Genomic DNA, 23,826 nt, shown 5'->3' on the forward strand with positions numbered 1-23,826 from the left:
AAGACCCCTTATAGATGATGAGGTGGATAGGTTCGAGGTGGAAGCGTGGCAACACGTGGAGCTGACGAATACTAATCGGTCGAGGGCTTAACCAAAGATAGACTGGATATCCTGTGCGTCATGTTTCTTCTGATTCAGTTTTCAAGGTGTGACCAAGCACTTTGACAAAAAAGCTTTCTTTACTTATTGTTCCGCAGTAGCTCAGTCGGTAGAGCAATCGGCTGTTAACCGATCGGTCGCTGGTTCGAGTCCGGCCTGCGGAGCCATTGTGGCCCGTTGGAGAAGTGGCTTAACTCACCAGCCTTTCACGCTGGCATTCAGGGGTTCGAATCCCCTACGGGTCACCATCTGGAGGGTTAGCTCAGCTGGGAGAGCATCTGCCTTACAAGCAGAGGGTCGGCGGTTCGATCCCGTCACCCTCCACCATTTATCCATTCCTTGAAAAAGAAAGCAAATGATACGCCGGTGTAGCTCAATTGGCAGAGCACCTGACTTGTAATCAGGGGGTTGAGGGTTCGATTCCTTTCGCCGGCACCATTTTTGATGCGGAGCCGTGGTGAAGTTGGAGTTCACGCTGGACTGTCACTCCGGAGGTCGCGGGTTCGAGTCCCGTCGGCTCCGCCATATATTGCGGGTGTAGTTCAATGGTAGAACATCAGCCTTCCAAGCTGAATACGTGGGTTCGATTCCCATCACCCGCTCCATATATTTGCTTTTGAGCAAGAGTAAAATTTATTGTGCCCGTAGCTCAACCGGATAGAGTGTCTGACTACGAATCAGAAGGTTGGGAGTTCGAGTCTCTCCGGGCACGCCACATACGGGAAGTGGCTCAGCTTGGTAGAGCGCCTCGTTCGGGACGAGGAGGTCGCAGGTTCAAATCCTGTCTTCCCGACCATGGAGGTTCAAAATGTATACGTATTGTGGCGGCGTAGCTCAGCTGGCTAGAGCGTACGGTTCATACCCGTGAGGTCGGGGGTTCGATCCCCTCCGCCGCTATTTTTCTAGTTTTATCTATTGATATTTTTAAGAAATATTGTAAAATCTTGAGTAAGAAATTACATAATAAAATTTTTATATAAGAAATACAGGGGCATAGTTTAATGGTAGAACAGAGGTCTCCAAAACCTCCAGTGTGGGTTCGATTCCTACTGCCCCTGCCATTTTTATATCCTATGGAGGGATACCGAAGTGGTCATAACGGGGCGGTCTTGAAAACCGTTAGGGCGCAAGCCCACGGGGGTTCGAATCCCTCTCCCTCCGCCAGTATCTTTTTCCTGTGGCGACCGTGGCGAAGTGGTTAACGCATCGGATTGTGGCTCCGACATTCGTGGGTTCGATTCCCATCGGTCGCCCCATATGGGCCCTTAGCTCAGTTGGTAGAGCGGTCGGCTCATAACCGATTGGTCGCAGGTTCGAGTCCTGCAGGGCCCACTACGAAGCTGAACGAGAAACCATTTTTTATTAGAATCCCATTCTCTAATAAAAAATGGTTTCTTTGTTTTGGTTTGGCTTTATTAAAGGTAATAGCGTTTGTGGAAATGGAATGGAAAATAATACAAAAGAACAGGCCAATTGGCCTGTTCTTTTGTATTATTTATAACCGTTAGAAACGGACGAGAGGAAACAATAATATTAACTGTATTGTGGGCGCAATTGGGAACGCTTGTTTACATGTTTGTCCGCGCCAAGAGCTGCGATGGCACCGTCAGCTGCGGAAATAACCGCCTGCTTAATCGGTGTACGGCGCGCATCTCCGCCAGCGAATACGCCTGGTACATTTGTTTGCAGCATTTCATCAACTTTTACATAGCCTTCTTCGTCGCGTTCCACCGCGTCCTTAAGGAAGTCAGTGCCCGGTTTCATTCCAGCAAGGTAGAGGAAAACGCCATCAATATCCCATGTTTCTAGCTCTTTTTGATCGTTTTGGACAACGACTTTTTCCACGCTGTTTTCGCCAAGAATTTCTTTTACACGGTACTTTTTATAAATTTTTACGTTGTCTTTCCCCTCAAGTATGGAAAGGTCAGCCTGTCCTTTCACGGTACCTGTCGGAAGCAGGAAACGGACTTCTTTGCAGAATTTGGAGAGTGCTTCCGCTTCGTGTACGGCTTCTTCATTGTCTCCCGTGACGACAACCGTACGATCCTGGAAGAATGCGGCGTCACATGTAGAGCAGTAGCTCACCCCGCGGCCCGTAAATTCTTCTTCTCCTTTAATTTTGCTGGAAGGCGCTTTGGCTCCAACGGCAATAAATACACTTTTGGCTTTAATGGTTCCTTCAGGAACTTCCAATTTCTTGATTTCTGCGTCGGAAAAGTCTACAGACAATACGTTTGTGCGTACGAACGTAGCTCCGAAATCGTGTGCCTGTGCCTGCATGCGCTGAAGCAGTTCAAGGCCTGTTAGCTCTTCGCGTACGCCCGGATAGTTAGCGATTTTGTGGGTAATTGCCAGCGTGCCGGCGGCTGGTGCCTTGTCAATGACAAGAGTCTTCAGGCGGCCGCGCGCCGCGTATACCGCTGCGGAAGCCCCGGCAGGACCACCGCCGATTGTAACAAAATCATATATTTCATCAAGAATTTTTTGATCAACAGCTTGAAAAATGTCGCCTGTTTTTTCTTGCGGTTTTGCTTCTGCATTGTTTTGTGCAGCTGGTTCGGCTTTTGGTACTTCCGTCTCTTCCGGCAGGTTTAGCAATTTTTTCATTTTTGCTTCCTGGAAACCGAGCACCAGTTTACCATTGATGTAAGTAGCTGGTGTTCCAAAAATCTTTTTTTGCTGCAATTCTTCGAAGTATTTGTAGTTCTCCGATACATTTCTTTCTTCAAAGGGCACGCCCCATGCGGTCAATTGTTCCTTGACTTTTTTGCAATACGGGCACCCTTGACTCGTATATACAATTACGTGATTTTCCATTTTAATCGCCTCCTGAATTCTCTCTGTCTTACTTTACACAAATTACGCAGTCATTAATCAATGGCAGTTATTTATTTCTTTTGATTATTAATTTATAATGGTTTTAAATAATTATTTATCTTTATTATACGAATGGTTTTTGGTGATGTCAACCATTTGATGCGAAATAAAAAATGAGGCTAATGAATCAGCCTCATTTTCTCAGAGTTAAAATTTGTCTTCTTCGGATACCCCTTTTGGAACGCAATTAATAACCGCTTTTTCAAGCTCAGGATCTAAAATGAAGATATGCAAAGGATAAAACGAAAAGGGAACTTTTTCGTACGCATATAGTTTCTTTACATATTCTCTCGTCTCGTTAAACAGTTTATCTGTATCGATGCCAAGCTTGCCGCTCCATGTTTCTTTTGATTTGGCCAGCGCTGCTTCAAACAGGCGGATAGCTCCCTCGACGTTTTCATTGCGGAAATGATGAAGTCCCACCGCTACTTGCAACAGTGCTTGAAGCAGGCGGTTCCGCCCTTCATTCAGCCATAATTCTTCCATCACTTCATGGCATTCATAATAATCTTGTTCAATATTAAAATAATATAGATATTCAATATATAAACGATGATACACAACGCCCGCTCCTTTTCCTTAGAATCAGAGGGTTCATCGGTAAGCAAACTAAAAGTAATGCCGCTTAATGACCGATAAATAATCGAGACGCGGTCGGAAGCCCTCTGGAATCAAATAACCATGCTTTTGAATATAACTATACGGAATGGATTTGCGGCCACCGCAGGCAGCTTCCTCCCAGAAACGGATAATATGAGCGGCATCCAGCACATATGTCTCATCATGTAAGATGAAACGGATAATCGCAAAGGCAATGCCCTTTTGCTTCAGTACAAGTCGCATGTGATTAATTTGGTGGGCATGGAAGTTGTTGAGCGGAAGCGACGTTTTGTTGCGGGTCTCTTTCGCTTCGAAGTCGAGGTAGCGTCCTTCAAATACCCCGTTATAGTCCGTTGTCGAAGGTTGACGGAAATATGCTTCCCGGATAACGGCTGAAGAACGAGAAGGATAATCGACTTTTACGATTTGAACGGGTGTCGGCTTTTTGTGGACGGAAGCAATTTCATGTGCTACATAGTATGCATTGCTCTCATTAACATCCTCCTCAAGCGACATGCCGCGGCCCGCTGCTGATGTTTGCTTATCTTGGATAAGCGTGAGAAAATCTTCCGCTCTCATGCGGTTAGGAAGTTCGGCATCGGAATGTTGCAGAGCGGGGAATTTTCCATTTGGATAGCGAATGTTCCGCAATGTGCTCCCTCCTTTTTCATCTATTGTATAATAACAGAAAGAAGAAAAAAGTTATACCTGTGGGCAAGTCAAGAGCTAAAGAAAAGGAGAAGGGATACGCATTTGTTTGCCGAACCGCTTGCAGCGTTTTTGAGAGGAACAGACATATAAACGAAGGAGGATATGATGAACGACCTGTTAGAATTGATCATGACAAGACGGACGATCGGAAAAGTAAAAGATGATCCGGTGCCGCGCGAAGATATTGAGAAAATTCTCGAAGCCGGCAATTGGGCACCCAGTCATTTCAATACACAGCCATGGAAATATTTTGTAATAACTGGAAACGGAAGAAAAAGGCTAGGCGAGGCGTACGCAAAAATCGCTTTATTAGAAAAAGGGGAGGGGCTCACGGATGCAGAAACGAAGGCATTGTATGAAAAAAGCATGAATAAGGCGTTCCGTGCGCCACTTGTCATCGCAGTAGCCTGCTTGCCGCATGAAGAGGAGTACGTGGTGGAAGCGGAAGAGTTCGCGGCGGTTGCGGCCAGCATCCAAAACATGCTTTTGGCTGCTCACGCGCTTGGATACGGTGCGATTTGGCGAACAGGGGCGCCGAGTTACCATCCTGTTATGAAAGAATTATTTGGACTTGGGGCAAAAGATCGGCTAATGGGGCTCGTTTATATTGGCAGACCGGATATGGTGCGCGAATCCCGCCGCATTCCTGTCGAACAAAAGACTGAGTGGTGGAGCTAAGAAAGAGGGATAAGACCATCCCTCTTTTTTTGCTTTTTATGGCAGGCTAAAAGATTTTTTTGTGGTCACGTTCTTCTTTGAGGATTTCGACAGCCTCGCGGAAGCGTTGGGAATGAACGATTTCTCGCTCACGCAGGAAACTGAGCGAGTCTTTCAAATCCGGATCATCTGTCATGTTAATAAGCCATTGGTATGTGGCGCGCGCTTTTTCTTCGGCAGCAATATCTTCATACAAATCGGCAATCGGATCGCCTTTGGCCGCGATATATGTCACGGAAAACGGTACTCCAGCGGCGTTGTTATAAAATAGCGCTTTGTCATGGTTAGCATAGTGTTCACCTAAACCGTGTTTCTCCAACTCTTCCGGTGTTGCGTCCTTTGTCAGTTTATACACCATTGTCGCAATCATTTCTAGATGAGCCAGCTCCTCGGTTCCGATATCATTGAGCACGCCGATCACTTTATCCGGTACGGTGTAGCGTTGGTTCAAATACCGGAGTGCCGCCGCCAGTTCCCCGTCGGAGCCGCCGTATTGCTCGATTAAAAATTTGGCCATGCGAACATCACATTTGCTGACACGTACCGGATATTGCAGCTTCTTTTCATAAAACCACAAAGTAGAAAGCCTCCTTCGCGTATATTTTTAGATTTGCCAGGGCCAAGGAGATTTCCCCCATTTCCAGGGTGTTGGAGAATAGCTGTAACCAAAACTTGTAAGCGGCCCATATATTGATTCAAAATTTTTTTTCAGTTGCATACTTCTTTGTACGTATTCGTTATACTGGACGATAGCTGCCTGGTCATTTGGATGGGTATTAAGATAAAGATTTAGTTCTAAAATAACAAAATCAGTCTGTTGAATTTCAAGAAGAAGGTCATAGTATTTCTCATCCACTTGCTTCATTCATCTGTCCCTCCCCGGCCGTATTTATCTTTGTATGGACTTTGATAAGGCGCGTACAGTGCGGGCCACAGGGTACCAAGACGTAGGGCTTCGGCAGGGGGGACTTGAGGAAGACCATAAGGCTGAAAACCCATATAAAGCTGAGGCGGAGTTTCATATGTCCTTTTTATTATTGGAGGGCAGGGATCAAAGGGACTTACATACGTACGATATCTTTTGCGAAACGTATGCATGCGTGCGCGCTCCTTTCTTTCATATTCAATCTTTTTTATAAATATGGAGGTTGTTTTTCAATTAGTACAAATTGGATAAAAATGGGGCGATTTTCATTGTTCGACAAAATTCGTCTTTATTTATGTACAGAAATTGGTTCTTATATTGATTTTCCCTTGCCTTTTCAAAAAAGTATGGTATATAAAGAAACAGAGTAAAAAAAAGAATACCCCATACGCAAAAAATAATTGAGTTGGAGGAGAGTATGGAATACGCGATTATTGGTTTGCTTTTGTTGGGCATTGGGATTTTGGTTTATTCCTTCTATAAAGAGAAAGATCAGGCTGTGCAATTGGAAGAAAAAATGGAGAATCTCTCTATTCAGATTCTTAAAGAAATCCATCAGATACAAAGTACGCTTGTGCCGCAAGGAAACAACAAATTGGGGGAAAACCGCCGGTCAAAAGAAAGTTTAAAGGAGAAAAAAGAAGGTGCTTAAGCTTCAGGTAAACAAAAATAGTTTGCGCGGCTTCGCTGCGGGCGTTTTATTTTCGACGGCGGTACTGTCGTTTGTATATTATAGCGAATCGCCAGAGAAAGCAGCTTCGGTGCAGGCGGAAAACGTGGAACGAAAAGATCCGGCTACGCAGCCGATCAAGGCGATTGAAATGCCGAAAGCCGCAACTTCTATTCCTAAACAGACACAGCCTGAGCCAAAAGTATATACATACCGGCTGGTTATTGAGAAGGGCATGAGTCCAGAGAAGGTAGCGGAGATTCTTGAGAAGGCACATATTATTCCTGATAGGAAATTGCTGAATAAATATTTAAACGATACTGGTCTGATGGGTTTGGTACGTTATGGAACATATGACCTTAATAGCAACATGAAAATTCCGGAAATCGCAAAAATCATTACGACACCGAAAGCGGAATAAAAAAAGGGCGCGGATTGCACATGATGTTGTGCGATTCGCGCCTTTTTTATCGAACAGAAAAATTTCCTAAATATTTCGCTTATTATTTTGCAGTGTCGCGGCTGTTTTGCTTCGCGGCCGAAAAAGAACGAGAGAAAAAGCTTTGTGCATTTTGTCTAGCGAAAGGTGTAGCCGATTTCAAAGATGCGATGCCACGGAAGCTCAGCCTTTGCGATGCGCGGAGCGGGAGAAATAGCGACATATCGCCCGTTTTTTCGCGTGGCGAGAGAGAGGGTGGCGAGAAATTGATTGGTGCGCTTGGTCACGTTCTCCATTAACATCTTCTCTTCGAGAGGTGGCACTTTTTTGCTAGAGGAGTAGCGCAATGCGTATTCGTAACGTTTAATTGTATTGTAATAGTAATCTTCGGCGTAGCGGAGTGCAAGCCAACGTTCATGAGCTTCATTCCATGTTGGTTCATCGCGGATCATCTCCAGGTGCGCCACCAGCAGCCCGATGGTATTTCCACTTGTATTCCACGCCGCATAACTGTGAATTTTGCTGGAGAGCTTCTGTCGTAAATAATTTTCCATCCAACCTGTTTCAAGAAAGCTTGCGTAAGAGACATCAGCCACACCGCGCAAGTTGTTAGGATGTGCACGAATCCAGTTCTGCAGATTTTCTATTGGCTCTTCGTGCGAATGAACATAGAGAGAAAGAAGGGCGGGCTGTCCGGAAGCAGGGGACTTCGGCTGGACAAACGCGATTTTTTTCCGGATTACTTCTGCAAGCGGTTGTCCATCATACGCTTTGATCGTATTTTGTAATTGTTCGTGTGAAAATGTTACGTCATAACGTGAAGCAGAGCCGGACAATTCGTTTTTGTAACGGGCCAGCAGCAGTGCTGTAATATCATCTGCTCCAGGCATGATGTACACGTTTCGTATGTTTTGCTCTTTGCAGTACTGGAGAAGACGCATTTCATTAAATTTTGGAAGACCCATATCGCTTGTGTCATCCAGACCGATCACGACGCCGTCGACCAACCCTGCTTTCGCCCAATCCGCCATAGTATAAAGAACACGGGTGTTTTCGTTAAACAGTTTCAAATAATCTCTAACATATGAAAACGGGATGGTATTCTGCATTTGACGCAGAAAGTAGAGCATATAATTCCTGCCTTTGACCGTGTTAGCCATCATGTACTGTGCATACTTACGGCCGTATTGCGTAAGCTCCGTCGAATATTTGAAAGCGGGAGTGATGTACGAAGGCTTCTCCCTGGGAATAAGCCCAATAAGGTATATGGTTTTATATTTATATGCACTTAGAATGCTTTGTAACTCAGCCAGACGGTATGCATTTCGCACATAGCTTTCCGCATGCCGTCCTTCAATTAGACTCCCGTTTAGCCACTGCGGAACGCAGATAAAAACGGCATCAGCTGTGGGCAACTGCTGTATTAAAAACGACTTTATTTTTGCGTAATCGGACGGGCGTTCATAATGATCGAGGCCATCTTCAGGGTAAACGACAGACGCGCCGCCGATTTCGCTGAGCATTTTTATGTATTCAGTATTGACCGGACGGCTGTCAAGCGGGATAAGCACAATCTTTTTTCCGGCGAACGATCCACTTGCCGATACGGATGATGCGGAGCATGCGAGCAAAAAAAAGAACATCATTATCCAAACCCCAAAAAACTTCACTTCATCTCTCCTTGGTTTACAGAATTGACCATGCATACGTTTTAGTTATATTCATCACGCTATAAAAGGATTCACATGAATCCGACACAAGCATACGGGAGGGAAAAGCACATGTCGCAACGTTTGCAGGATATTATGACAAGGCAAGTTGCTACCGTTCAGCCGAACCAGACATTGGAAGAGGCGGCACGAATCATGAATGAATATAACGTTGGCGCTGTTCCTGTCGTTGAAAACGGTCAGTGTGTCGGTATGATCACCGACCGCGATATCGCCACTCGCGCATCCGCACACAATCGTGATAGTCAGACGAAAGTGCGCGACGTTATGACGCACAACATCATCACCGCACCCGCTGATATGGACGTTCATGAAGCGGCTGATTTGATGGCGAAAAATCAAATTCGCCGTCTCCCGGTTGTGGATCACAATCAACTGGTCGGCATCGTTTCCCTTGGCGACCTTGCCGTGCAAGACATTTATCAGAACGAAGCGGGCATGGCTCTCTCTGATATTTCCCAAAACTATCCTAACAGAGGATAACATGGGAAGGAAGGGCCGGGGAAAATTTTCTCGGCTCTTTTGCCATTTATTTTAGTAATCATGAAACTTTCTTCTACGCAAACTAAGCGTGGAGGTGAAACGCATGCACAAAGCATTCAAGCAAGTGATTATCATGTCTTTAGCACTTATGATGGCTGGATCGCTTGCGGCGTGCGGTCCGAGAAAAGATGGCACGACCAAAACGCAATCCGAAACGTACCGCCTCAATCAGTATCGTACCAACGGCACGGTCATGGATGATAATTTCGGCATTCGCCCGTACGGTACACAACAGTACAGTCTGCGTCCAGATATGGCGTATATGTACCCGAATGCCAGAGCAGGGCAATATAACATTTATGGGGCCCGTCCCCATAGTACCGTCGAACAAGATCAAAAAGCCGCCGAAAGAATGGCACAGCTTGCGGCCAATGTCCACGGTGTGACTCGCGCTACAGCGATTGTGTACGATCGCGATGCAGTGATCGGCGTTGAAGGAGCGACTGCATCCAATATGAAAATGTTGGAGCGCAGCGTTCATGAAGCGCTAAGGCGAGCTGAACCGGGATATACGATCCATGTTACCGCGGATAAAACGCTCACCCAGCGCATCCGCACGCTAAGCGCTAATATGGGAAACAAGGGGACGAATGCGATGCGTACGTTTGGACGGGACATTACTCAGTTAATCCGTGATATCGGCCGTTCTGTTACCGCGCCGTTTCGTTAAGTTAAATGGAAGAGAAAGGGAATGTCCGGATGGGTATTCTCTTTTTCTTTTGCGATGGGAGGAAACATGGTATCATAGTTAAATGTGGACAATGAGAAGAAAAACAGGCGCCAGAACTGCCGCCTGTTTTTCCTTTTGCATAAACATTACAAAACGGAGGCGTTTTCACATACATGGCAACAGCAAGACCAAGAAAAACGTTTGCAATTATTTCTCACCCGGACGCCGGGAAGACGACATTGACTGAAAAACTGCTTTATTTTGGTGGAGCCATTCATACGGCAGGCATGGTAAAAAGTCGTAAATCCAAACTACAAGCGACATCCGACTGGATGGAAATCGAAAAGCAGCGCGGAATTTCGGTAACCTCCAGCGTAATGCAGTTCTCCTATAATGGATATGCGGTTAACATTCTGGACACTCCAGGGCATCAGGACTTTAGCGAAGATACATACCGTACGTTGACGGCAGCTGATAGTGCGGTAATGTTAATTGATGCCGCCAAAGGAGTAGAACCACAGACCATTAAGTTGTTTGAAGTATGTCGGATGCGAAAAATTCCGATTTTTACTTTTATCAACAAAATGGATCGTGAATCGAAAGATCCGCTAGCTTTATTAGAGGAACTGGAAGAAGTGCTTGGCATCCGCTCCTGTCCGATGAACTGGCCAATTGGTTCTGGCATTGATTTTAAAGGAGTATATGATCGGGAGAGGCAGCAGGTGGAACTTTTTAAACATGGAGAAAAAGGACGCCATATTTTCCCCGTATTCCAGGAGGGAAAAAGTAATGAGAAAGTGAAGGAACTGTTGGGCGAAGAAAGATATATGAAGCTGAAAGAAGATATTGAGCTACTTGATATCGCGGGTGATCCGTTTGATCGTGAAAAAATTGACAATGGATTATTGACGCCTGTCTTTTTTGGGAGCGCGCTGACAAACTTCGGTGTAGAGTCGTTCCTTGAGTATTTCCTCAGGCTGGCTCCGGGACCGGCTCCCCGTATGAGCGATAAGGGCCTCATTTCTCCAGAGCACAACAAGTTTTCCGGATTCGTGTTTAAAATTCAGGCAAATATGAATCCTGCGCACCGTGATCGAATCGCTTTTTTGCGCATTGTTTCGGGCAAATTTATTCGAGGGATGACCGTACAACACGTGCGCACTGGAAAACGTATCAAGCTTTCTCAGCCTCAGCAATTTCTGGCACAGGAACGCAACATTGTGGAAGAAGCGTATCCAGGAGACATTATTGGCTTATTTGATCCAGGAACGTTTGGCATCGGCGATACGCTGGTAGAAGGAAATCAGACGTTTAGCTTTGCGGATATTCCACATTTTTCGCCTGAGATTTTTGCGAAGGTACGCGCCAAAGACACGATGAAATATAAGCAATTTCATAAAGGAATGCAGCAGCTTACGGAAGAAGGGGCTGTCCAATATTTCACGACGGCCGCTCCCGGCGCCGAAACGTTGATTCTCGGCGTGGTGGGCCAATTGCAGCTTGAAGTTTTTGAATACCGTATGCGCAACGAATATGGGGTAGATGTAGAGCTTCAGCCGCTAGGTTTTACACTTGCCCGCTGGGTGAAAGGGAACAAAAAAGAACATGAATTAAATCTCATCCAGTATGGAGGCAGTCTTGTTGTACGCGACCGGGAAGGAAGGCTGGTCGTGCTGTTGGAAAACGAATTCGCTGAACGCTGGGCGAAGGAGAAAAATCCGGATGTGGAGTTCGTCAGCACATCGTACGAATGATAAGGTAAGGAATCTAAAGGAATTTTCGGATAAACGGCTTGATGCTATCGATGCCGATGGCGAACCCAAGCCCATGGTTGTCCCGGATAATAAAGGCGTTCATGCCGATTGCTTCACCGTTCATATTAATGAGCGGGCCTCCGCTGTTTCCAGGATTGATCGCGGCGTCTGTTTGAATGATGTCTTCATACTTCCGGTCGGCGATTTGAACCGGCCGGTTTTTTGCGCTGATAATGCCGGTTGTAACTGTATTTTCCAGACCGAGTGGATTGCCGATGGAGATGACAAGTTCCCCGACCTGTGCTTCTGTGGAGGAACCAAGAGGAAGTACAGGTAGCGGATTGCGGGTTTGTATGTGAAGTAGCGCGAGATCGCGTTTCGGATTACTCCAAACGACGTTCGCCTTTTTCACTTCTCCTGAATAGAGCTTAACGTAAATTACGCGGGCGTTATGAATCACGTGCTCGCTCGTTAAAATATAACCGCGCGGATGAATGATAAAGCCGGTGCCGAAGCTGCGGCGCACTTCTTTTTCGTGAGGCTGTGAATTCGGAAATAAAAAATTATGAAGAATTTGTGTCATTTTTTTGTTGACCGCGTAGTCTTCCGTTGTAATGGAAATAATGGCAGGTTTTACTTTTTCAACGATTGGAACGAAAAAATTGGCGGGATGCATGTAGGAAGGTTTGCGGAATGTACGCGTTATATGCGTTACTTTTCTTTTCAATCTCTTTCCTCCTTCCTGCACTGGGGCGAAGAATCGGCCTCTAGGCAAGGATAGCTTCTTCTGCCAAGTATATGATTTGCCTTTGACCATTTGGGATAAGAGCGAATCTTTTTTCTCCATATAGTTTATGTTGCTTGTTGGACAGTGTGAAAGTATTTATTTTCTTATAATTCGTATAAAGCAGACGTTTCTGGTACATGCTAGAAAATACATACAGTGGAATACCAAGGAGGTCTGTAATGATGAATGAAATGCCTTTATCTATTTATACGGGACAAATTTTTAAACCTTTCGCCTGGAAAGCGAATTTTGACATGGAATTTTCTTCAGAATGTATGTACTGTGATTCCAATAAGAATCTTAAAGGGTATGTGGTAGAAGATGAAACAGGTGGTTCAGTACGGGTAGCGATTTGCCCGGTGTGTCAGAAAATAAATGCCAGATATTAAAGTGGGTTAAAAGTCGCCTTTCCTGAATACATATAAGGCAAACTGATAGTGTGTGTCGGGAAAGGGGAACGACAATGGAAAAGCAGTGTAACCGTTGCGGCCATGTAATGCATTTGTATTTGCGAAAGCTTGTCTATATGAACCATACGCAAATCGAACATGTGCCTATGTACTGGTGCTGCTATTGCGGGCACCACGAATTAGTTGAACAAATTAAAGAAGAGTTGAAGCAATGCTTACAGCGGCTGCACACCGAAAAAGGAACAAAGGCGATTTCGTTTGCTGAACATTCCATATTTACGCGCATGATGCTAAAGACCTGCGCGCAAAAACCTTGCTTTACCGTTGATGAATGGCTCGACCTATATCTTCTGGCCAAATCGCTGGGGGATAAGCAATGGCTCAGGCAGGTGCTTGTTTCTTTACGGGAAGTAGCGCGCTCGAAATGTGAATAAAGTTTTACAATTTATTAAAAAAACGGGTAGATAGAAGGATATTTATCCGTTTTTTTGGTAGACATTTCCCTAATCTTTTTATTACAATAGAAGTAAATAAATGTGGGAGGTACGCTTAAGATGGGTGGGCAACAAATTGCCATGTTCGGTTTGATTGCATCGATGGCCATTCCGCTCATTTTGTTATCCATGATGTTTATTGCCGCAAAGAGAAAGAAAAGCTCTTAAAGGCGTGAACATAGAGGAGCCCCCTGACGTTCGGCTGTCAGGGGGTTTTGATATCCGGGAACGTAAGCGTAGGAACGGGGTGTTTTTGCATCCATTTTTCTTTTTTCGTGATAAGATACTGCAACGCATCGCTCGGTTTTCCATAGAGCAATACAAGCAGTTTTTGCGAATGCAACAAATCATCGTGCGTTAATTTATAATAATCTTCCGCCGGGTAAGGCATGAGACCCGGGGTTAAGGCATAGTAAAAGTTGGAGTCGGGACGTACCCATTTTTCCTTGGTTGCCTTAATAGCGGCGAACAGCTTGGAGGCCGCCTGTTTTTTGGCCGGGTTTTGATCATATAAATATGCTTCCAGCAGATAATTCATGTTGGCAGCCAGATGGTTGAGCGACGTGTGCGTCCGCCTGCTGTTTTGAGCACCTACATAATCAGGAATAAAGCTGATCGTTTTATCGCCAGCTTTCTGACTATATTTGTCGATATAGCGCAGCATATAATGGTCCCACTTGCGCAAAGTTTCCCTAATATCCGGATCGGGTTTTTGCTGCACGTAGCGCAATAAAAACAGCGCATTGTCGGCGTTTCGACGGTTATCCATATAGGCGTAATCAATGTTATATTCGCGGCGGAGCCATTGTGAACGCGGATACGTGGGCCAGTAGCCCTCTTCGTTCTGTGATTGCACTGCCGTATAGGCTAGATGAGTGGCGATATCCATAAACAGGCTGCCCATCGCTGGATAAGATACGAAATCATTAGCGTGCAACCCTTCGCCATTAGCAGGGTTCCGGTAGAAGGCCATTTTCGAACTTGGTTCGTAGTTTTCCGGAATAATGGAGTATGCACCGTCTGCCCGCAGTTTTTTGTCATGTTCGAATTCGATTTCTAACGCTTTTTTGTACGCTTTTGGCTCATTCCAGTTAATTAGAGGATGGCCGGCGAGTATGCCCCAGGCAGTGCTCATGGAAGTGCTGTCTGCGGGTAAGGTGACTTTGTATTGCGTGTATCCGTTTTGCACCACCTGCACATCGGATGCATAATATGGGAGCTCTTCGTAGACAGTATAGCCGAGAGGACGGTATACTTCCGCTTTACCAATCCGGTAGAACAATTTTTGGCCGTCCACGTACGCGGCTTTAGATAATGAGTTGGGAAGTTCATCCCATCTTTGCCAGGCCGGGGGTTTACCGGGTGCGAACATATGCACGTATCTTGGTTCGTTTTCTTTGACAGTAATTTGAAGGAACGCTTTGTTCGCCTTAGGAGTAGCATGGTTTTCGGCGAAGTATAAAATATCTCCGTTTTTTATCTTGGCTATGGTCAACCGGAAGAAGCGTCCGTCTTTTTTGTAATCGTAACGCGTATAGATAGCATGTTCGTAACGTTTCTCGGTTGTTACTGGTTTAACGTCCTCCATCCAGCCACCTAAATTGATTTTATAATCGCTGAGCACGAAACTTTTAATCCGGTAGGAAAAATCAGCCGATATATTATTTGCGACAAGAACAAAGGAGCATAGGAGTACCGTTATAGTGCTGATCACCAATATACGCTTTGCATATCTCAAGCTGTATCCCTCCTTTCCAGACCACAGAGCGCATGGCAGCGATGAAGTATAAGAGGCCCATATCCTCACAGAGGAATGGACCTCTTATTTTTATTATACCTATAAAAGGATACAGATTAGAAATTTTGCATGGTAGCCCATACGTCTAGTTTTGTTTTTACACGTTTGATTACTTCATCCGTAAATTCGGTTGTTGTTGCACTTCCGCCTAGATCGGCCGTACGCACGCCTTGGCTTACGGCTTCAATGGTCGCTTCGTAAATTGCGCGGGAAGCTGCATATGCGTTTTGTTCATGGAAATATGTGAGCAGGGATGCGGAAGCAAGAATCATCGCCATCGGGTTCGCGATGTTTTTGCCTTGGAGAGCCGGAGCGGTACCGTGCGGTGCCTCTACCATTACGGCTTGTGTGTTGAAATTTTCGTCGAAACCGAGCAGGACGGATTCAGCGCCCGCGATAGAACCAAACATTTGCAACACCATATCGCTTAGGCAGTCGCCGTCGCGGTTCAAAGCCGGAATGACCATCGCGTCACCAGCGGAAGAAAGCAGCAACGCATATGTAGCGTCAATGAGTTGTGGTTCGTATTTTACATTTGGGTAGCGTTTGCTTACGGCATCCATTTCTTCTTTCAGCATGCCTTCATAGATCGGGCTTACCGTGTATTTTGGACCGCCGAATACTTTAGCGTTTGTTTTTTGTGCATGGCGGAACGCGAATTCAGCAACGGCACGGCACGTTTTGCGATCAATTTTTTCGGTGCGGTATGCGATTTCATCTAAGCCTTCACCTTCGCGCCATTCCTTTGCACCGTAAGCATCACCGACAGCCATGCGAACAACGGAAATTGGAGCGTAAGCGCCCGCTACCGGACGGATGCCAGGAATTCTGCGGCCTGTCCGCAGGATGACTTTCCCATCGATTTCGCGGCGGAGAATTGCGTTCGGGCTGCCTACAGAGCCCTTTTCTTCCGGCGTGATTGTGGCCGCCTTTAAGCCAAATCCTGTTCTTTTCATTGCGCGCGCTGCTTCGTGTACGACTTCGTTATTTGTTTTTATGCGATTTTCGAGGCTTAAATCGTATGTCTCAAAATCAATTTCAAAGCCGATAACATCAGGCTGAAGTACGCGCAACGCTTCTTCAAGCAGTTCTTGGCCAGTCTGGTCGCCTTGCATAACAACAACTGTTTTTTTCATGTCTGTACCACCTCTTCTGAAATCTTTCTCTTCCTCTTTTATTTAACAAACAACCTTACTTATTATGCATGATTTCATAAAATATCTCAATTATTATTGACAGGATTTGTATGAGGAATACAAAGAAATTTTGGAGAAACTAACGAATGCATAAAGTCTGACTTTTTGCCGGAGGTTAAGAAAATGGTACAGAAGATACGCATGGAACCGTTGACCGCCAACGAACTTGTACAACTCGAAGCGCGGATGAGCCAGGAAGAAATGATTTGTCAAACATATATGAATGCGGCTTCCAATGTGGTAAGCACGGACTTGAAAGAATTATGCGGCCAAATGGCCGCACGTCATCAAAAAAATTATCAGCTGCTGTGTCAAATGCTGAATCAGCATCAGCATCCGCCGCACGGGGTACAGTAGAAAGGGGGCTGGAATGATGCCAGTATCAGATAAACAAATTGCCAGTGAATTGTTGGCATACGAGAAAATGATGGTTACCGCGTATGCGCAGACAATGACGGAGACGAACTGCCCGGAGCTTCGACAGGGGATTCAACAATTGTTGAATCATTCACTGCAAAACATCGTAGAAATTGGACAGATTATGGCAGCAAGCGGATGGGTGGCTCCGCGTTATGCATTGCCGGATGAAATTGCAGAAGCAGCAATTCGTGCCAGACAGACAAATCAGAATTTGCAACAAGCCGTATCTGCTTGGCAGGCAGCGGAAGCATCAGCCGGACAGCAGCAAGGGGCACGGAAGCAGCAGAATGGAACATAAAGCGGGTACCCGCTTGTATGTAGAACATACAGGCGGCTTTTTGTATTTATACCAGAGAAAAAAACAGGTAATATAAAATAGGAAGATGAACAGAATGAAAGGAGAGGAACAACGATGCAAGAATTGACTTCTATCGAAGAATTAAACCAATTTTTAGAGAAGAATCCTGAGGCCATTTTGTTGAAGCACAGTACAACTTGTCCGATTAGCAGCCAAGCTTACGACGAGTTTATGAAGTATGTCAAAAGTGTGGAGACAAAGCCGTGGGCGCTCATAATTGTGCAAACCGCCCGCCCGGTATCCAACGAAATTGCAGATCGTTTTGGCGTTAAGCACGAATCGCCGCAAGTATTGTATATAAAAGACGGCAGCGTGGCATGGCATACTTCCCATTGGAATATTACGGAGAAGAATCTGCAAGAAAATATAGTATAGGAAATTTTTGTAACATTTTAGCTATAAGTCAGATTGAAGACAAACTCCCTTGTCTCGCAAGAAACAAGGGAGTAATTAAAAAAAACTTTCATTAAACATAGAGATAAAAATTTGCAATTATTCCCACCTGCACTCCAATACGTCTCCTGTTTTGATGACATCCTGGAATGAAGCTGGATTTCCGTTAATTGTAATTACAAGATTTTTTCCTGAATCCATCGTTTGCAAGCTTTCATCTACATAGCGAAATACATCGCTGAAGATCGGATCGCCCGTGAAGCGAACTCGCACCGCGATGGACGCGTGCGCCCGGATCGGTTCCGTTAATGCAACGCGTTCCCCGTCCAAGTAAATTTCCATTTCACTTGCAGGGATTTGAACTGTTTTTCCATTGAATGTTATGATTGTGTTCACTTCTGTTCGTTCTTCAGGTGGAAGCACATCCTCGATCGTAGGAAGTGCAGTTGTATGTCTGCGATATAAAATCTGATCGTTTTTCTTAATTTTGTTATCCAGACTGGCTTCTTTTCCGTTGATAGTAAAAACGTATGTGGAATACGTATAATGCATTGCTTTTCCGTTGACGGTAAACGGCAGTTGCTGGGTTTCCATTTCCGGTCTGTATGCTCCTGCGGCGATGAGTACTTCGCGCAGTGTAGACGGCAGTGAGATTTCTATCTCATCCCTGTCCTTGAGAGGCGTATCCCATGACGCTTCCTGACCGTTAATAAAAATGAACGGAGAAAGGGATAACGGAGTATCATTTAGCATGATGTCCAGCGTGTCGGTGTCTCCTGCCAGTTCAATTGGTTTAGCTGAAGCGGGAACGCCATCTTTTCCCGGCTTAAATATGATCCGATCCTCCGCTTGAACAGGCGTATCCAGTTGTGCTGGCTCGTTGTTAAGGAGCAGAACGGGTGCTGTGCCATGCCCGCCAGGAATGATTTTCATTTTGCCGTTTACGTGTACGGTCATCGCCAGACCGGGACGTCCGTGCAGACGCTTGATGTCTATCCCCGCGTACAGCAGCACATCGCCGACAGTCATTTGTTTTAAATCAAAGATACGCAGCGTTTCCCCGTTAAGATGAATGGATAAATATTTAATCGGGTGTTTCACTGCCGCTACCGCAATTCCCAGCGGCGTTACGAATTCCGGCCCCGTTAGGTTCGCTTTGCCGATAAAGGCTTGGATAGCATCCGCGCCTCGTACAGCAACGCGCGCGGGAGGAAGATTCAAGCGTTCGGCAATTTTGGAGGGCAAGGTTGGTGTCAGGCTACCGCCGCCGATTAGTATCACTGCTTGCGGGGGATTTCCGTTTAACTCCAGAATGCGTTCGCTGATTAAATTGGCAAGGTTATGAATATCGGTTTCAATATTACGAATGACTTCCTCGCGGCTATAGGTGTATTCTATGCCGAGGATGTCGGAAAATGTGACCGTGTCCTGTGTCGACAGTTTCCGCTTGATTTCTTCAGCTATTGGAAAGTCAAGCAGATACGCCTGACTGAGCGCTTCCGTAATTTCGTCTCCAGCGATCGGCACCATGCCGTATGCTGTCACTGTTCCCGCTCCGGTAATGGCAATATCCGATGTACCTGCTCCGATATCAACCAGCGCCACATTAAGGCGGCGCATGGTGGGCGGAACAAGCACATTAATGGCTGCAATCGGTTCAAGTGTAAGCGCGCACATCCTGAGATCCGCTCGTTTTAGTGCAGCAATTAGGGAGTCGACAACTACACGAGGGAGAAACGTAGCGATAATTTCCACTTTTGCCTCGTTGCCGCGTTGGTCGATCAGGCTACCGATGATCTCCCCATCAAGAAAATAGTTGACCACGCTATAGCCAACACAATAATACTGGGTAAAGTCATTCGCTTTATGTTGTTTGGCCAGAATGCGCTGGGCTTTCTGGATGGCGGCAAGTTCAAGTGCGATACTATCGTTGTGTGATATTGGGCCTGCCCCGGAAATATCTTTGCTTACTTCGATGCGTTGTGTATGGAGTGAACGTCCCGCAGCCGCTACGGCCACGTCCGTGAGCTTTACATTTACTTTCGTTTCCAGACGCTGCTTGACACGAGAGATGACTTCAGCTACTGCCACTACGTCGTGGATTTGTCCGTCCAGCATTGAGCGCTCCGTATGCTCTTCGCATTCATACCCGATAACCTCAAATTTGCCTTCCGGGCTAGGGACCACCAGCAGTCCAACTACACTGCGCGTTCCGATATCAAGAGCGAAAATATGTTGTGAATGTCCTTCGCCCATACTTTACAACTCCTCCAATTATAAAGCGTGTCCTTCATGGTTTATTTGAAGGAATATGTAAGATATTCGCTGCGGGATAGAAAATTCCTTTTTTCTTTTATATAAAGGCTGACAAAGAACAAAGAATAAGATATAATACACTTCAAATATTTTTTTGAAAATTGTCTGAAAAAAATACAAGAGGTGGAGAGAAGATGAGCAACGAAAAGTTGGAGCAGCTTCGCAGTGATCTGGATGCGGTAAATCTTCAGATTCTGGAGCTGATTAACAGGCGAGCGGAGCTGGTGCAGGAAATCGGGAGGGTCAAGCTCAAGCAGGGGATTAATCGTTTTGACCCTGAGCGCGAACGTCAAATGCTGAACTTGATTCTGGAGCATAATAAAGGGCCGTTTGAAGACAGCACCATTCAGCATCTTTTTAAACAAATCTTTAGCGCCTCTCTTGAATTGCAAAAAGACGATCATCGCAAAGCATTGCTTGTAAGCCGCAAGAAGAAGCAGGAGGATACTGTGGTGGAAATTGGGTCTGTGCGGGTAGGCGATGGAGATCCGGTGCTTGTGGCTGGCCCGTGTTCGGTCGAATCGTATAATCAAGTTCGTCAGGTTGGGGAAGCGCTAAAAGCGAACGGCATTACCCTTTTACGTGGGGGTGCATTCAAGCCGAGGACGTCGCCGTATGACTTCCAAGGACTTGGCGTGGAAGGTTTGAAGATTTTGCGGCGTGTGGCAGACGAACTTGGCTTAAAAGTAGTGAGCGAAATCGTGAATCCAGCTGATATTGAAATGGCGACCGAATACGTGGATGTCATTCAAATCGGGGCGCGTAACATGCAAAACTTTGAGTTGCTGAAGGCGGCGGGCCGTGTGAAAACGCCGGTGCTTTTAAAGCGCGGTTTATCTGCTACCATTGAAGAGTTTATTCACGCTGCTGAATATATCGTGTCCGGTGGAAACGATCAAGTCATGCTTTGTGAACGCGGTATCCGCACATACGAAAAAGCGACACGCAATACGCTCGATATCTCCGCCGTTCCGATTTTGAAACAAGAGACGCACTTGCCAGTGCTCGTCGATGTGACGCATGCAACAGGACGCCGTGACATTCTGCTGCCGACAGCGAAAGCTGCGCTGGCTGTGGGAGCGGATGGTGTCATGATCGAAGTGCACCCGGATCCGGATGTGGCGCTTTCCGACGCAAAACAGCAAATCAATATCCCGCAATTCAACGAATTCGTCACTAAATTGCGCGAATCCGGCTTGTACAAAGAGAGCGCATCTGTTTTATAAGTGTGAACGGGCAAAAACCGCTGAGATGATTTCAGCGGTTTTTCTTATATACATAAAAAGAATAAGAGAGGTGCACCCTACAAGTATCATATTTCTAAGGAGAAACAGGGTGACGCATATGCCGCGACAGTATACACGAGCACTTGTTCTTATGACGATTCTTGTAACTGCATCGCTTGCTACAGGATGCGGCGGGCAAAAAATCCAGAGCGAGCATGGGAAGACACCGATTGAAGGACCGATGTCATTTGATCATCAGCTTCCAAAGCTAAGAAAAGCAGAGCGGCAGGAGCTGATCAATGCCATTCGCGAGGCGGAAGAAAAAGTGTGGCGTGCTACGGAGCATACAAAAGTTGCGTATGTAAAGGGGCAGCCAGTTCGTGTGTATAGCGATTTCACAAGCAAAAAACAATTATATAATTATTATAGACAAAGCTGGAGCGAGCAACTGGCAACGCAGCTCACGCATGAAACAATTGATTTGAATTATTCGATTCCTAACAAAGCGTTGGCCGTGCATCCTGCATTTCGCCATGTTAGCCTGCTTTCCATGAAAATGCCGGAAATCCGCGTAACTTCTTATTATAAAAACACAGCGGTTGTGGAATGTATAGGAACGCTTATGACAGGTGAGCGGCACCGCATCCAGTACACATTAATGAAAAGCAACGATAATAGCCGCTGGATTGTCGCTCACAAGGCTATTAGCGACGGCGGAATCGGGCCTTATATTGGAAACAAGAGAGGAACATAAGCGCTTATGGACAAATCTCATGTGAGAGTATGGATTTGTCTTTTTCCTTTTCATGAGGTTTACATGAATACGATTGCATGCAAGAGTGATTTATAATATGATAAATGAAAAATTATGAAAATGGGTGAAAACTGATATACAATAATTATGCATAAAGAATATAGGAGGAGTTACGATTGCCGGTTACAATTTATGATGTAGCAAGAGAAGCAGGTGTATCGATGGCGACGGTTTCTCGTGTTGTGAACGGAAACCCGAATGTAAAACCATCGACGAGAAAGAAAGTACTTGCGGCGATTGAGCAATTGGGCTATCGTCCAAACGCGGTGGCACGCGGTCTTGCCAGCAAGCGGACGACAACGGTTGGTGTTATCATTCCTGATATTTCCAGTCCGTTTTTTGCGGAGCTTGCGCGCGGTATTGACGATATTGCCAGCATGTACAAGTATAACATTATTTTGTGTGATTCGGATGAGCGTGTTGAGCGAGAAGTGCATTTAACGAATACGCTGCTGGAAAAACAGGTGGATGGCATTGTTTTCATGGGCCGTGAAATTACGGAAAGCCATATGCAGGTCTTTACAACCGCTTCTGCGCCGATTGTTCTCGCCGGAACAAAAGATCCAACCGGAAAGCTTCCATCGGTTGATATTAGCCATTACGACGCCGGTTACGATGCAACCAAGTATTTGATTGACAAAGGGCACAGGCGGATTGCGATGGTGACTGGACCGCTGATTGATCCGCTCGCGGGTATGCGCCGATTTGAAGGATATAAGCAAGCGCTGACAGAAGCCGGTTTGCCCTTGAAGGATAGCTATGTATACAATGGCAATTTCCGTTACGAATCCGGTCTGGCCGCTGTTGAACAATTTTTGTCTTTGGTGGAACAGCCGACGGCGATTTTTGCAGTTAGCGACGAAATGGCGGTCGGGGTTATCCATGGCTTGCAGGACCGCGGCCTGCGCGTTCCGGATGATATAGATGTTATCGGTTTTGATAACATTCGCCTGGCAGAAATGGTGCGGCCGCGTCTGACGACAGTAGTACAGCCGATGTATGATATTGGCGCGGTAGCGATGCGTTTATTGACTAAGTATATGAATAATGAAAAAGTTGACCATCATATCGTGATTTTGCCGCATCGGATTGAAGAGCGTCAGTCTACCAAAGGACGTATGACAGAAGAACAGCAAGATGAATTGGAGTAAGGAGAAGCGGAGATGAAAATCGGAATCATTGGAGCAATGGACGAAGAAATTGAGCTATATAAAGAAGGCATGGAACTTACGCGTGAGACGCATAAAGCCGGCATTGCATATTATGAAGGGAAATGGGAAGGCAAAGAAGTCGTTCTCTGTAAATGTGGGGTCGGCAAAGTAAACGCAAGCGTATGCACACAGATTTTAATTGATACGTACGAAGCAGAGGCGGTTATTTTTACCGGTGTGGCGGGCGCATTGCACCCAGAGTTAGAAATCGGAGACATCGTCGTGTCATCGGATTGCCAGCACCATGATATGGATGTAACGGCGCTTGGTTTTGCGCGCGGTCAGATTCCTTTCGCTGATGTATCGGTATTCGAGGCGGACGGGAAACTGGTGGAAGCTGCGGTAAAAGCGAGCAAAAAGGTAACGGAAGGTAGAACGATTATTGGACGCATTTTATCGGGGGACCAGTTTATTGCAAGTCGTGAGACGGTACGGGAATTGTACGAGACAATGAACGGTGTCTGCACGGAAATGGAAGGGGCAGCTGTGGCCCAAGTGTGTGCAATGAACGGAGTGCCATTTGTTGTGATTCGTTCCATGTCTGATAAGGCTGATGGTTCGGCGCATGTGAATTTCCCGGAATTTACAAAGTTAGCGTCCAAGCGCTCTTATGAAATTGTAAAAAATATGCTGGAGCATTTATAAAGCGAAAGCGGAAGGACAACCCT

At 45.9% G+C, this 23,826-nt stretch carries 25 protein-coding genes, 13 tRNA genes, 1 rRNA gene and 1 pseudogene (1 of these 40 cut by a window edge); 29 read left to right on the forward strand and 11 right to left on the reverse strand.

Going from position 1 to position 23,826, the window contains the following annotated elements:
- From K3F53_RS04895 to K3F53_RS04960, 14 genes are all read left to right on the forward strand, one after another.
- A 23S ribosomal RNA gene (locus tag K3F53_RS04895) occupies positions 1-95 on the forward strand (it extends 2,841 nt beyond the left edge of the window).
- Positions 96-190: 95 nt separating this feature from the next.
- A tRNA-Asn gene (locus tag K3F53_RS04900) sits at positions 191-266 on the forward strand.
- Between the two features lie 4 nt (positions 267-270).
- Positions 271-347, forward strand: a tRNA-Glu gene (locus K3F53_RS04905).
- Positions 348-350: 3 nt separating this feature from the next.
- Positions 351-426: transfer RNA gene (locus tag K3F53_RS04910), tRNA-Val, on the forward strand.
- 35 nt (positions 427-461) lie between these two features.
- Positions 462-537, forward strand: a tRNA-Thr gene (locus tag K3F53_RS04915).
- 10 nt (positions 538-547) lie between these two features.
- Positions 548-624 (forward strand) — tRNA-Asp (locus tag K3F53_RS04920).
- 6 nt (positions 625-630) lie between these two features.
- Positions 631-704: transfer RNA gene (locus K3F53_RS04925), tRNA-Gly, on the forward strand.
- Between the two features lie 33 nt (positions 705-737).
- A tRNA-Arg gene (locus K3F53_RS04930) sits at positions 738-814 on the forward strand.
- Positions 815-818: 4 nt separating this feature from the next.
- A tRNA-Pro gene (locus K3F53_RS04935) sits at positions 819-895 on the forward strand.
- Positions 896-922: 27 nt separating this feature from the next.
- Positions 923-996: transfer RNA gene (locus K3F53_RS04940), tRNA-Met, on the forward strand.
- Between the two features lie 90 nt (positions 997-1,086).
- Positions 1,087-1,160: transfer RNA gene (locus K3F53_RS04945), tRNA-Trp, on the forward strand.
- 14 nt (positions 1,161-1,174) lie between these two features.
- Positions 1,175-1,263, forward strand: a tRNA-Ser gene (locus tag K3F53_RS04950).
- 16 nt (positions 1,264-1,279) lie between these two features.
- Positions 1,280-1,355, forward strand: a tRNA-His gene (locus K3F53_RS04955).
- 3 nt (positions 1,356-1,358) lie between these two features.
- A tRNA-Ile gene (locus K3F53_RS04960) sits at positions 1,359-1,431 on the forward strand.
- A gap of 201 nt (positions 1,432-1,632) precedes the next feature.
- On the opposite strand, the gene K3F53_RS04965 is transcribed toward K3F53_RS04960, so the two are convergent.
- The 3 genes from K3F53_RS04965 to recU all read right to left on the reverse strand — a co-directional run bounded on the left by K3F53_RS04965 (position 1,633) and on the right by recU (position 4,227).
- Positions 1,633-2,916: an FAD-dependent oxidoreductase gene (locus tag K3F53_RS04965; RefSeq protein WP_220559621.1), complete on the reverse strand. Its 1,284-nt coding sequence runs from the start codon at positions 2,914-2,916 to the stop codon at positions 1,633-1,635.
- 207 nt (positions 2,917-3,123) lie between these two features.
- Positions 3,124-3,537, reverse strand: coding sequence for a DUF309 domain-containing protein (locus K3F53_RS04970; RefSeq protein WP_220559630.1), 414 nt, complete (start codon positions 3,535-3,537; stop codon positions 3,124-3,126).
- Positions 3,538-3,585: 48 nt separating this feature from the next.
- Positions 3,586-4,227, reverse strand: a complete 642-nt coding sequence (recU, locus tag K3F53_RS04975) for a Holliday junction resolvase RecU (RefSeq protein ID WP_246615687.1) — start codon at positions 4,225-4,227, stop codon at positions 3,586-3,588.
- A gap of 162 nt (positions 4,228-4,389) precedes the next feature.
- Between recU and K3F53_RS04980 the strand changes: the two genes are divergently transcribed.
- Positions 4,390-4,965, forward strand: a complete 576-nt coding sequence (locus tag K3F53_RS04980; protein ID WP_091260143.1) for a nitroreductase family protein — start codon at positions 4,390-4,392, stop codon at positions 4,963-4,965.
- 46 nt (positions 4,966-5,011) lie between these two features.
- Here the strand turns inward: K3F53_RS04980 and K3F53_RS04985 are convergent, their stop codons facing one another.
- The 3 genes from K3F53_RS04985 to K3F53_RS04995 are packed head-to-tail and all read right to left on the reverse strand — an operon-like array spanning position 5,012 to position 6,102.
- Complete coding sequence (locus K3F53_RS04985; RefSeq protein WP_057899577.1) at positions 5,012-5,581, reverse strand: manganese catalase family protein; 570 nt, start codon at positions 5,579-5,581, stop codon at positions 5,012-5,014.
- Positions 5,582-5,608: 27 nt separating this feature from the next.
- Positions 5,609-5,869, reverse strand: a complete 261-nt coding sequence (locus K3F53_RS04990; RefSeq protein WP_057899576.1) for a spore coat protein CotJB — start codon at positions 5,867-5,869, stop codon at positions 5,609-5,611.
- A complete protein-coding gene (locus tag K3F53_RS04995; RefSeq protein ID WP_057899575.1) occupies positions 5,866-6,102 on the reverse strand; it encodes a spore coat associated protein CotJA in 237 nt (78 codons plus the stop codon). The genes K3F53_RS04990 and K3F53_RS04995 overlap by 4 nt, the downstream gene beginning before the upstream one ends.
- A gap of 245 nt (positions 6,103-6,347) precedes the next feature.
- Here K3F53_RS04995 and K3F53_RS05000 point away from each other — a divergent pair, with 245 nt between their 5' ends.
- Both K3F53_RS05000 and K3F53_RS05005 read left to right on the forward strand, forming a co-directional pair.
- Positions 6,348-6,581, forward strand: coding sequence for a hypothetical protein (locus K3F53_RS05000; RefSeq protein WP_057899574.1), 234 nt, complete (start codon positions 6,348-6,350; stop codon positions 6,579-6,581).
- The gene (locus K3F53_RS05005) at positions 6,574-7,020 is read left to right on the forward strand and encodes a hypothetical protein (RefSeq protein ID WP_057899573.1); all 447 of its coding nucleotides are present in this window, start codon (positions 6,574-6,576) and stop codon (positions 7,018-7,020) included. Before K3F53_RS05000 ends, K3F53_RS05005 begins: the two co-directional genes overlap by 8 nt.
- 155 nt (positions 7,021-7,175) lie before the next feature.
- On the opposite strand, the gene K3F53_RS05010 is transcribed toward K3F53_RS05005, so the two are convergent.
- Positions 7,176-8,684 (reverse strand): DUF4127 family protein, encoded by a 1,509-nt coding sequence (locus K3F53_RS05010; protein WP_162265040.1) that lies wholly within the window; start codon positions 8,682-8,684, stop codon positions 7,176-7,178.
- Between the two features lie 135 nt (positions 8,685-8,819).
- Between K3F53_RS05010 and K3F53_RS05015 the strand changes: the two genes are divergently transcribed.
- The 3 genes from K3F53_RS05015 to K3F53_RS05025 all read left to right on the forward strand — a co-directional run bounded on the left by K3F53_RS05015 (position 8,820) and on the right by K3F53_RS05025 (position 11,735).
- Positions 8,820-9,251, forward strand: coding sequence for a CBS domain-containing protein (locus K3F53_RS05015; protein ID WP_057899571.1), 432 nt, complete (start codon positions 8,820-8,822; stop codon positions 9,249-9,251).
- 103 nt (positions 9,252-9,354) lie between these two features.
- Positions 9,355-9,981 (forward strand): YhcN/YlaJ family sporulation lipoprotein, encoded by a 627-nt coding sequence (locus tag K3F53_RS05020; RefSeq protein WP_057899570.1) that lies wholly within the window; start codon positions 9,355-9,357, stop codon positions 9,979-9,981.
- A gap of 173 nt (positions 9,982-10,154) precedes the next feature.
- Positions 10,155-11,735, forward strand: a complete 1,581-nt coding sequence (locus K3F53_RS05025) for a peptide chain release factor 3 (protein ID WP_057899569.1) — start codon at positions 10,155-10,157, stop codon at positions 11,733-11,735.
- A 13-nt stretch (positions 11,736-11,748) separates the two neighbouring features.
- Here K3F53_RS05025 and K3F53_RS05030 read toward each other — a convergent pair whose 3' ends face one another.
- Complete coding sequence (locus tag K3F53_RS05030) at positions 11,749-12,462, reverse strand: S1C family serine protease (protein ID WP_236781892.1); 714 nt, start codon at positions 12,460-12,462, stop codon at positions 11,749-11,751.
- 239 nt (positions 12,463-12,701) lie between these two features.
- On the opposite strand from K3F53_RS05030, the gene K3F53_RS05035 reads away from it, so the two are divergent.
- Together K3F53_RS05035 and K3F53_RS05040 are read left to right on the forward strand one after the other, a co-directional pair.
- Positions 12,702-12,911, forward strand: coding sequence for a hypothetical protein (locus tag K3F53_RS05035; protein WP_057899568.1), 210 nt, complete (start codon positions 12,702-12,704; stop codon positions 12,909-12,911).
- A 74-nt stretch (positions 12,912-12,985) separates the two neighbouring features.
- Positions 12,986-13,366, forward strand: a complete 381-nt coding sequence (locus tag K3F53_RS05040; protein WP_057899567.1) for a hypothetical protein — start codon at positions 12,986-12,988, stop codon at positions 13,364-13,366.
- 265 nt (positions 13,367-13,631) lie between these two features.
- Here the strand turns inward: K3F53_RS05040 and K3F53_RS05045 are convergent, their stop codons facing one another.
- Both K3F53_RS05045 and K3F53_RS05050 read right to left on the reverse strand, forming a co-directional pair.
- Positions 13,632-15,164: a hypothetical protein gene (locus K3F53_RS05045; protein ID WP_057899566.1), complete on the reverse strand. Its 1,533-nt coding sequence runs from the start codon at positions 15,162-15,164 to the stop codon at positions 13,632-13,634.
- A 116-nt stretch (positions 15,165-15,280) separates the two neighbouring features.
- The gene (locus K3F53_RS05050; protein ID WP_057899565.1) at positions 15,281-16,360 is read right to left on the reverse strand and encodes an isocitrate/isopropylmalate family dehydrogenase; all 1,080 of its coding nucleotides are present in this window, start codon (positions 16,358-16,360) and stop codon (positions 15,281-15,283) included.
- A 183-nt stretch (positions 16,361-16,543) separates the two neighbouring features.
- Between K3F53_RS05050 and K3F53_RS05055 the strand changes: the two genes are divergently transcribed.
- The 3 genes from K3F53_RS05055 (at position 16,544) to ytxJ (ending at position 17,573) form a co-directional block, all read left to right on the forward strand.
- On the forward strand, positions 16,544-16,777 hold the full coding sequence (locus tag K3F53_RS05055) for a hypothetical protein (protein ID WP_057899564.1): 234 nt from the start codon (positions 16,544-16,546) through the stop codon (positions 16,775-16,777).
- Positions 16,778-16,790: 13 nt separating this feature from the next.
- Positions 16,791-17,138, forward strand: a complete 348-nt coding sequence (locus tag K3F53_RS05060) for a spore coat protein (RefSeq protein ID WP_082706069.1) — start codon at positions 16,791-16,793, stop codon at positions 17,136-17,138.
- 114 nt (positions 17,139-17,252) lie between these two features.
- Entirely contained in the window at positions 17,253-17,573 is a 321-nt protein-coding gene (gene ytxJ / locus K3F53_RS05065) for a bacillithiol system redox-active protein YtxJ (RefSeq protein WP_091260147.1), read from the forward strand.
- Positions 17,574-17,690: 117 nt separating this feature from the next.
- Here ytxJ and K3F53_RS05070 read toward each other — a convergent pair whose 3' ends face one another.
- Positions 17,691-19,847, reverse strand: a complete 2,157-nt coding sequence (locus K3F53_RS05070; protein ID WP_057899561.1) for a cell division protein FtsA — start codon at positions 19,845-19,847, stop codon at positions 17,691-17,693.
- 194 nt (positions 19,848-20,041) lie between these two features.
- On the opposite strand from K3F53_RS05070, the gene K3F53_RS05075 reads away from it, so the two are divergent.
- From K3F53_RS05075 to K3F53_RS05090, 4 genes and pseudogenes are all read left to right on the forward strand, one after another.
- Positions 20,042-21,133, forward strand: coding sequence for a bifunctional 3-deoxy-7-phosphoheptulonate synthase/chorismate mutase (locus tag K3F53_RS05075; protein WP_057899560.1), 1,092 nt, complete (start codon positions 20,042-20,044; stop codon positions 21,131-21,133).
- 118 nt (positions 21,134-21,251) lie between these two features.
- A complete protein-coding gene (locus K3F53_RS05080; RefSeq protein WP_139184920.1) occupies positions 21,252-21,887 on the forward strand; it encodes a hypothetical protein in 636 nt (211 codons plus the stop codon).
- A gap of 176 nt (positions 21,888-22,063) precedes the next feature.
- Positions 22,064-23,098, forward strand: a complete 1,035-nt coding sequence (ccpA, locus tag K3F53_RS05085) for a catabolite control protein A (protein WP_220559647.1) — start codon at positions 22,064-22,066, stop codon at positions 23,096-23,098.
- 12 nt (positions 23,099-23,110) lie between these two features.
- A pseudogene (locus K3F53_RS05090) lies at positions 23,111-23,791 on the forward strand (5'-methylthioadenosine/adenosylhomocysteine nucleosidase); the annotation flags it as partial.
- Positions 23,792-23,826: the final 35 nt, after the last annotated feature.

The sequence above is a fragment of the Aneurinibacillus thermoaerophilus genome (assembly GCF_019603355.1).
GTDB lineage: Bacteria > Bacillota > Bacilli > Aneurinibacillales > Aneurinibacillaceae > Aneurinibacillus > Aneurinibacillus thermoaerophilus.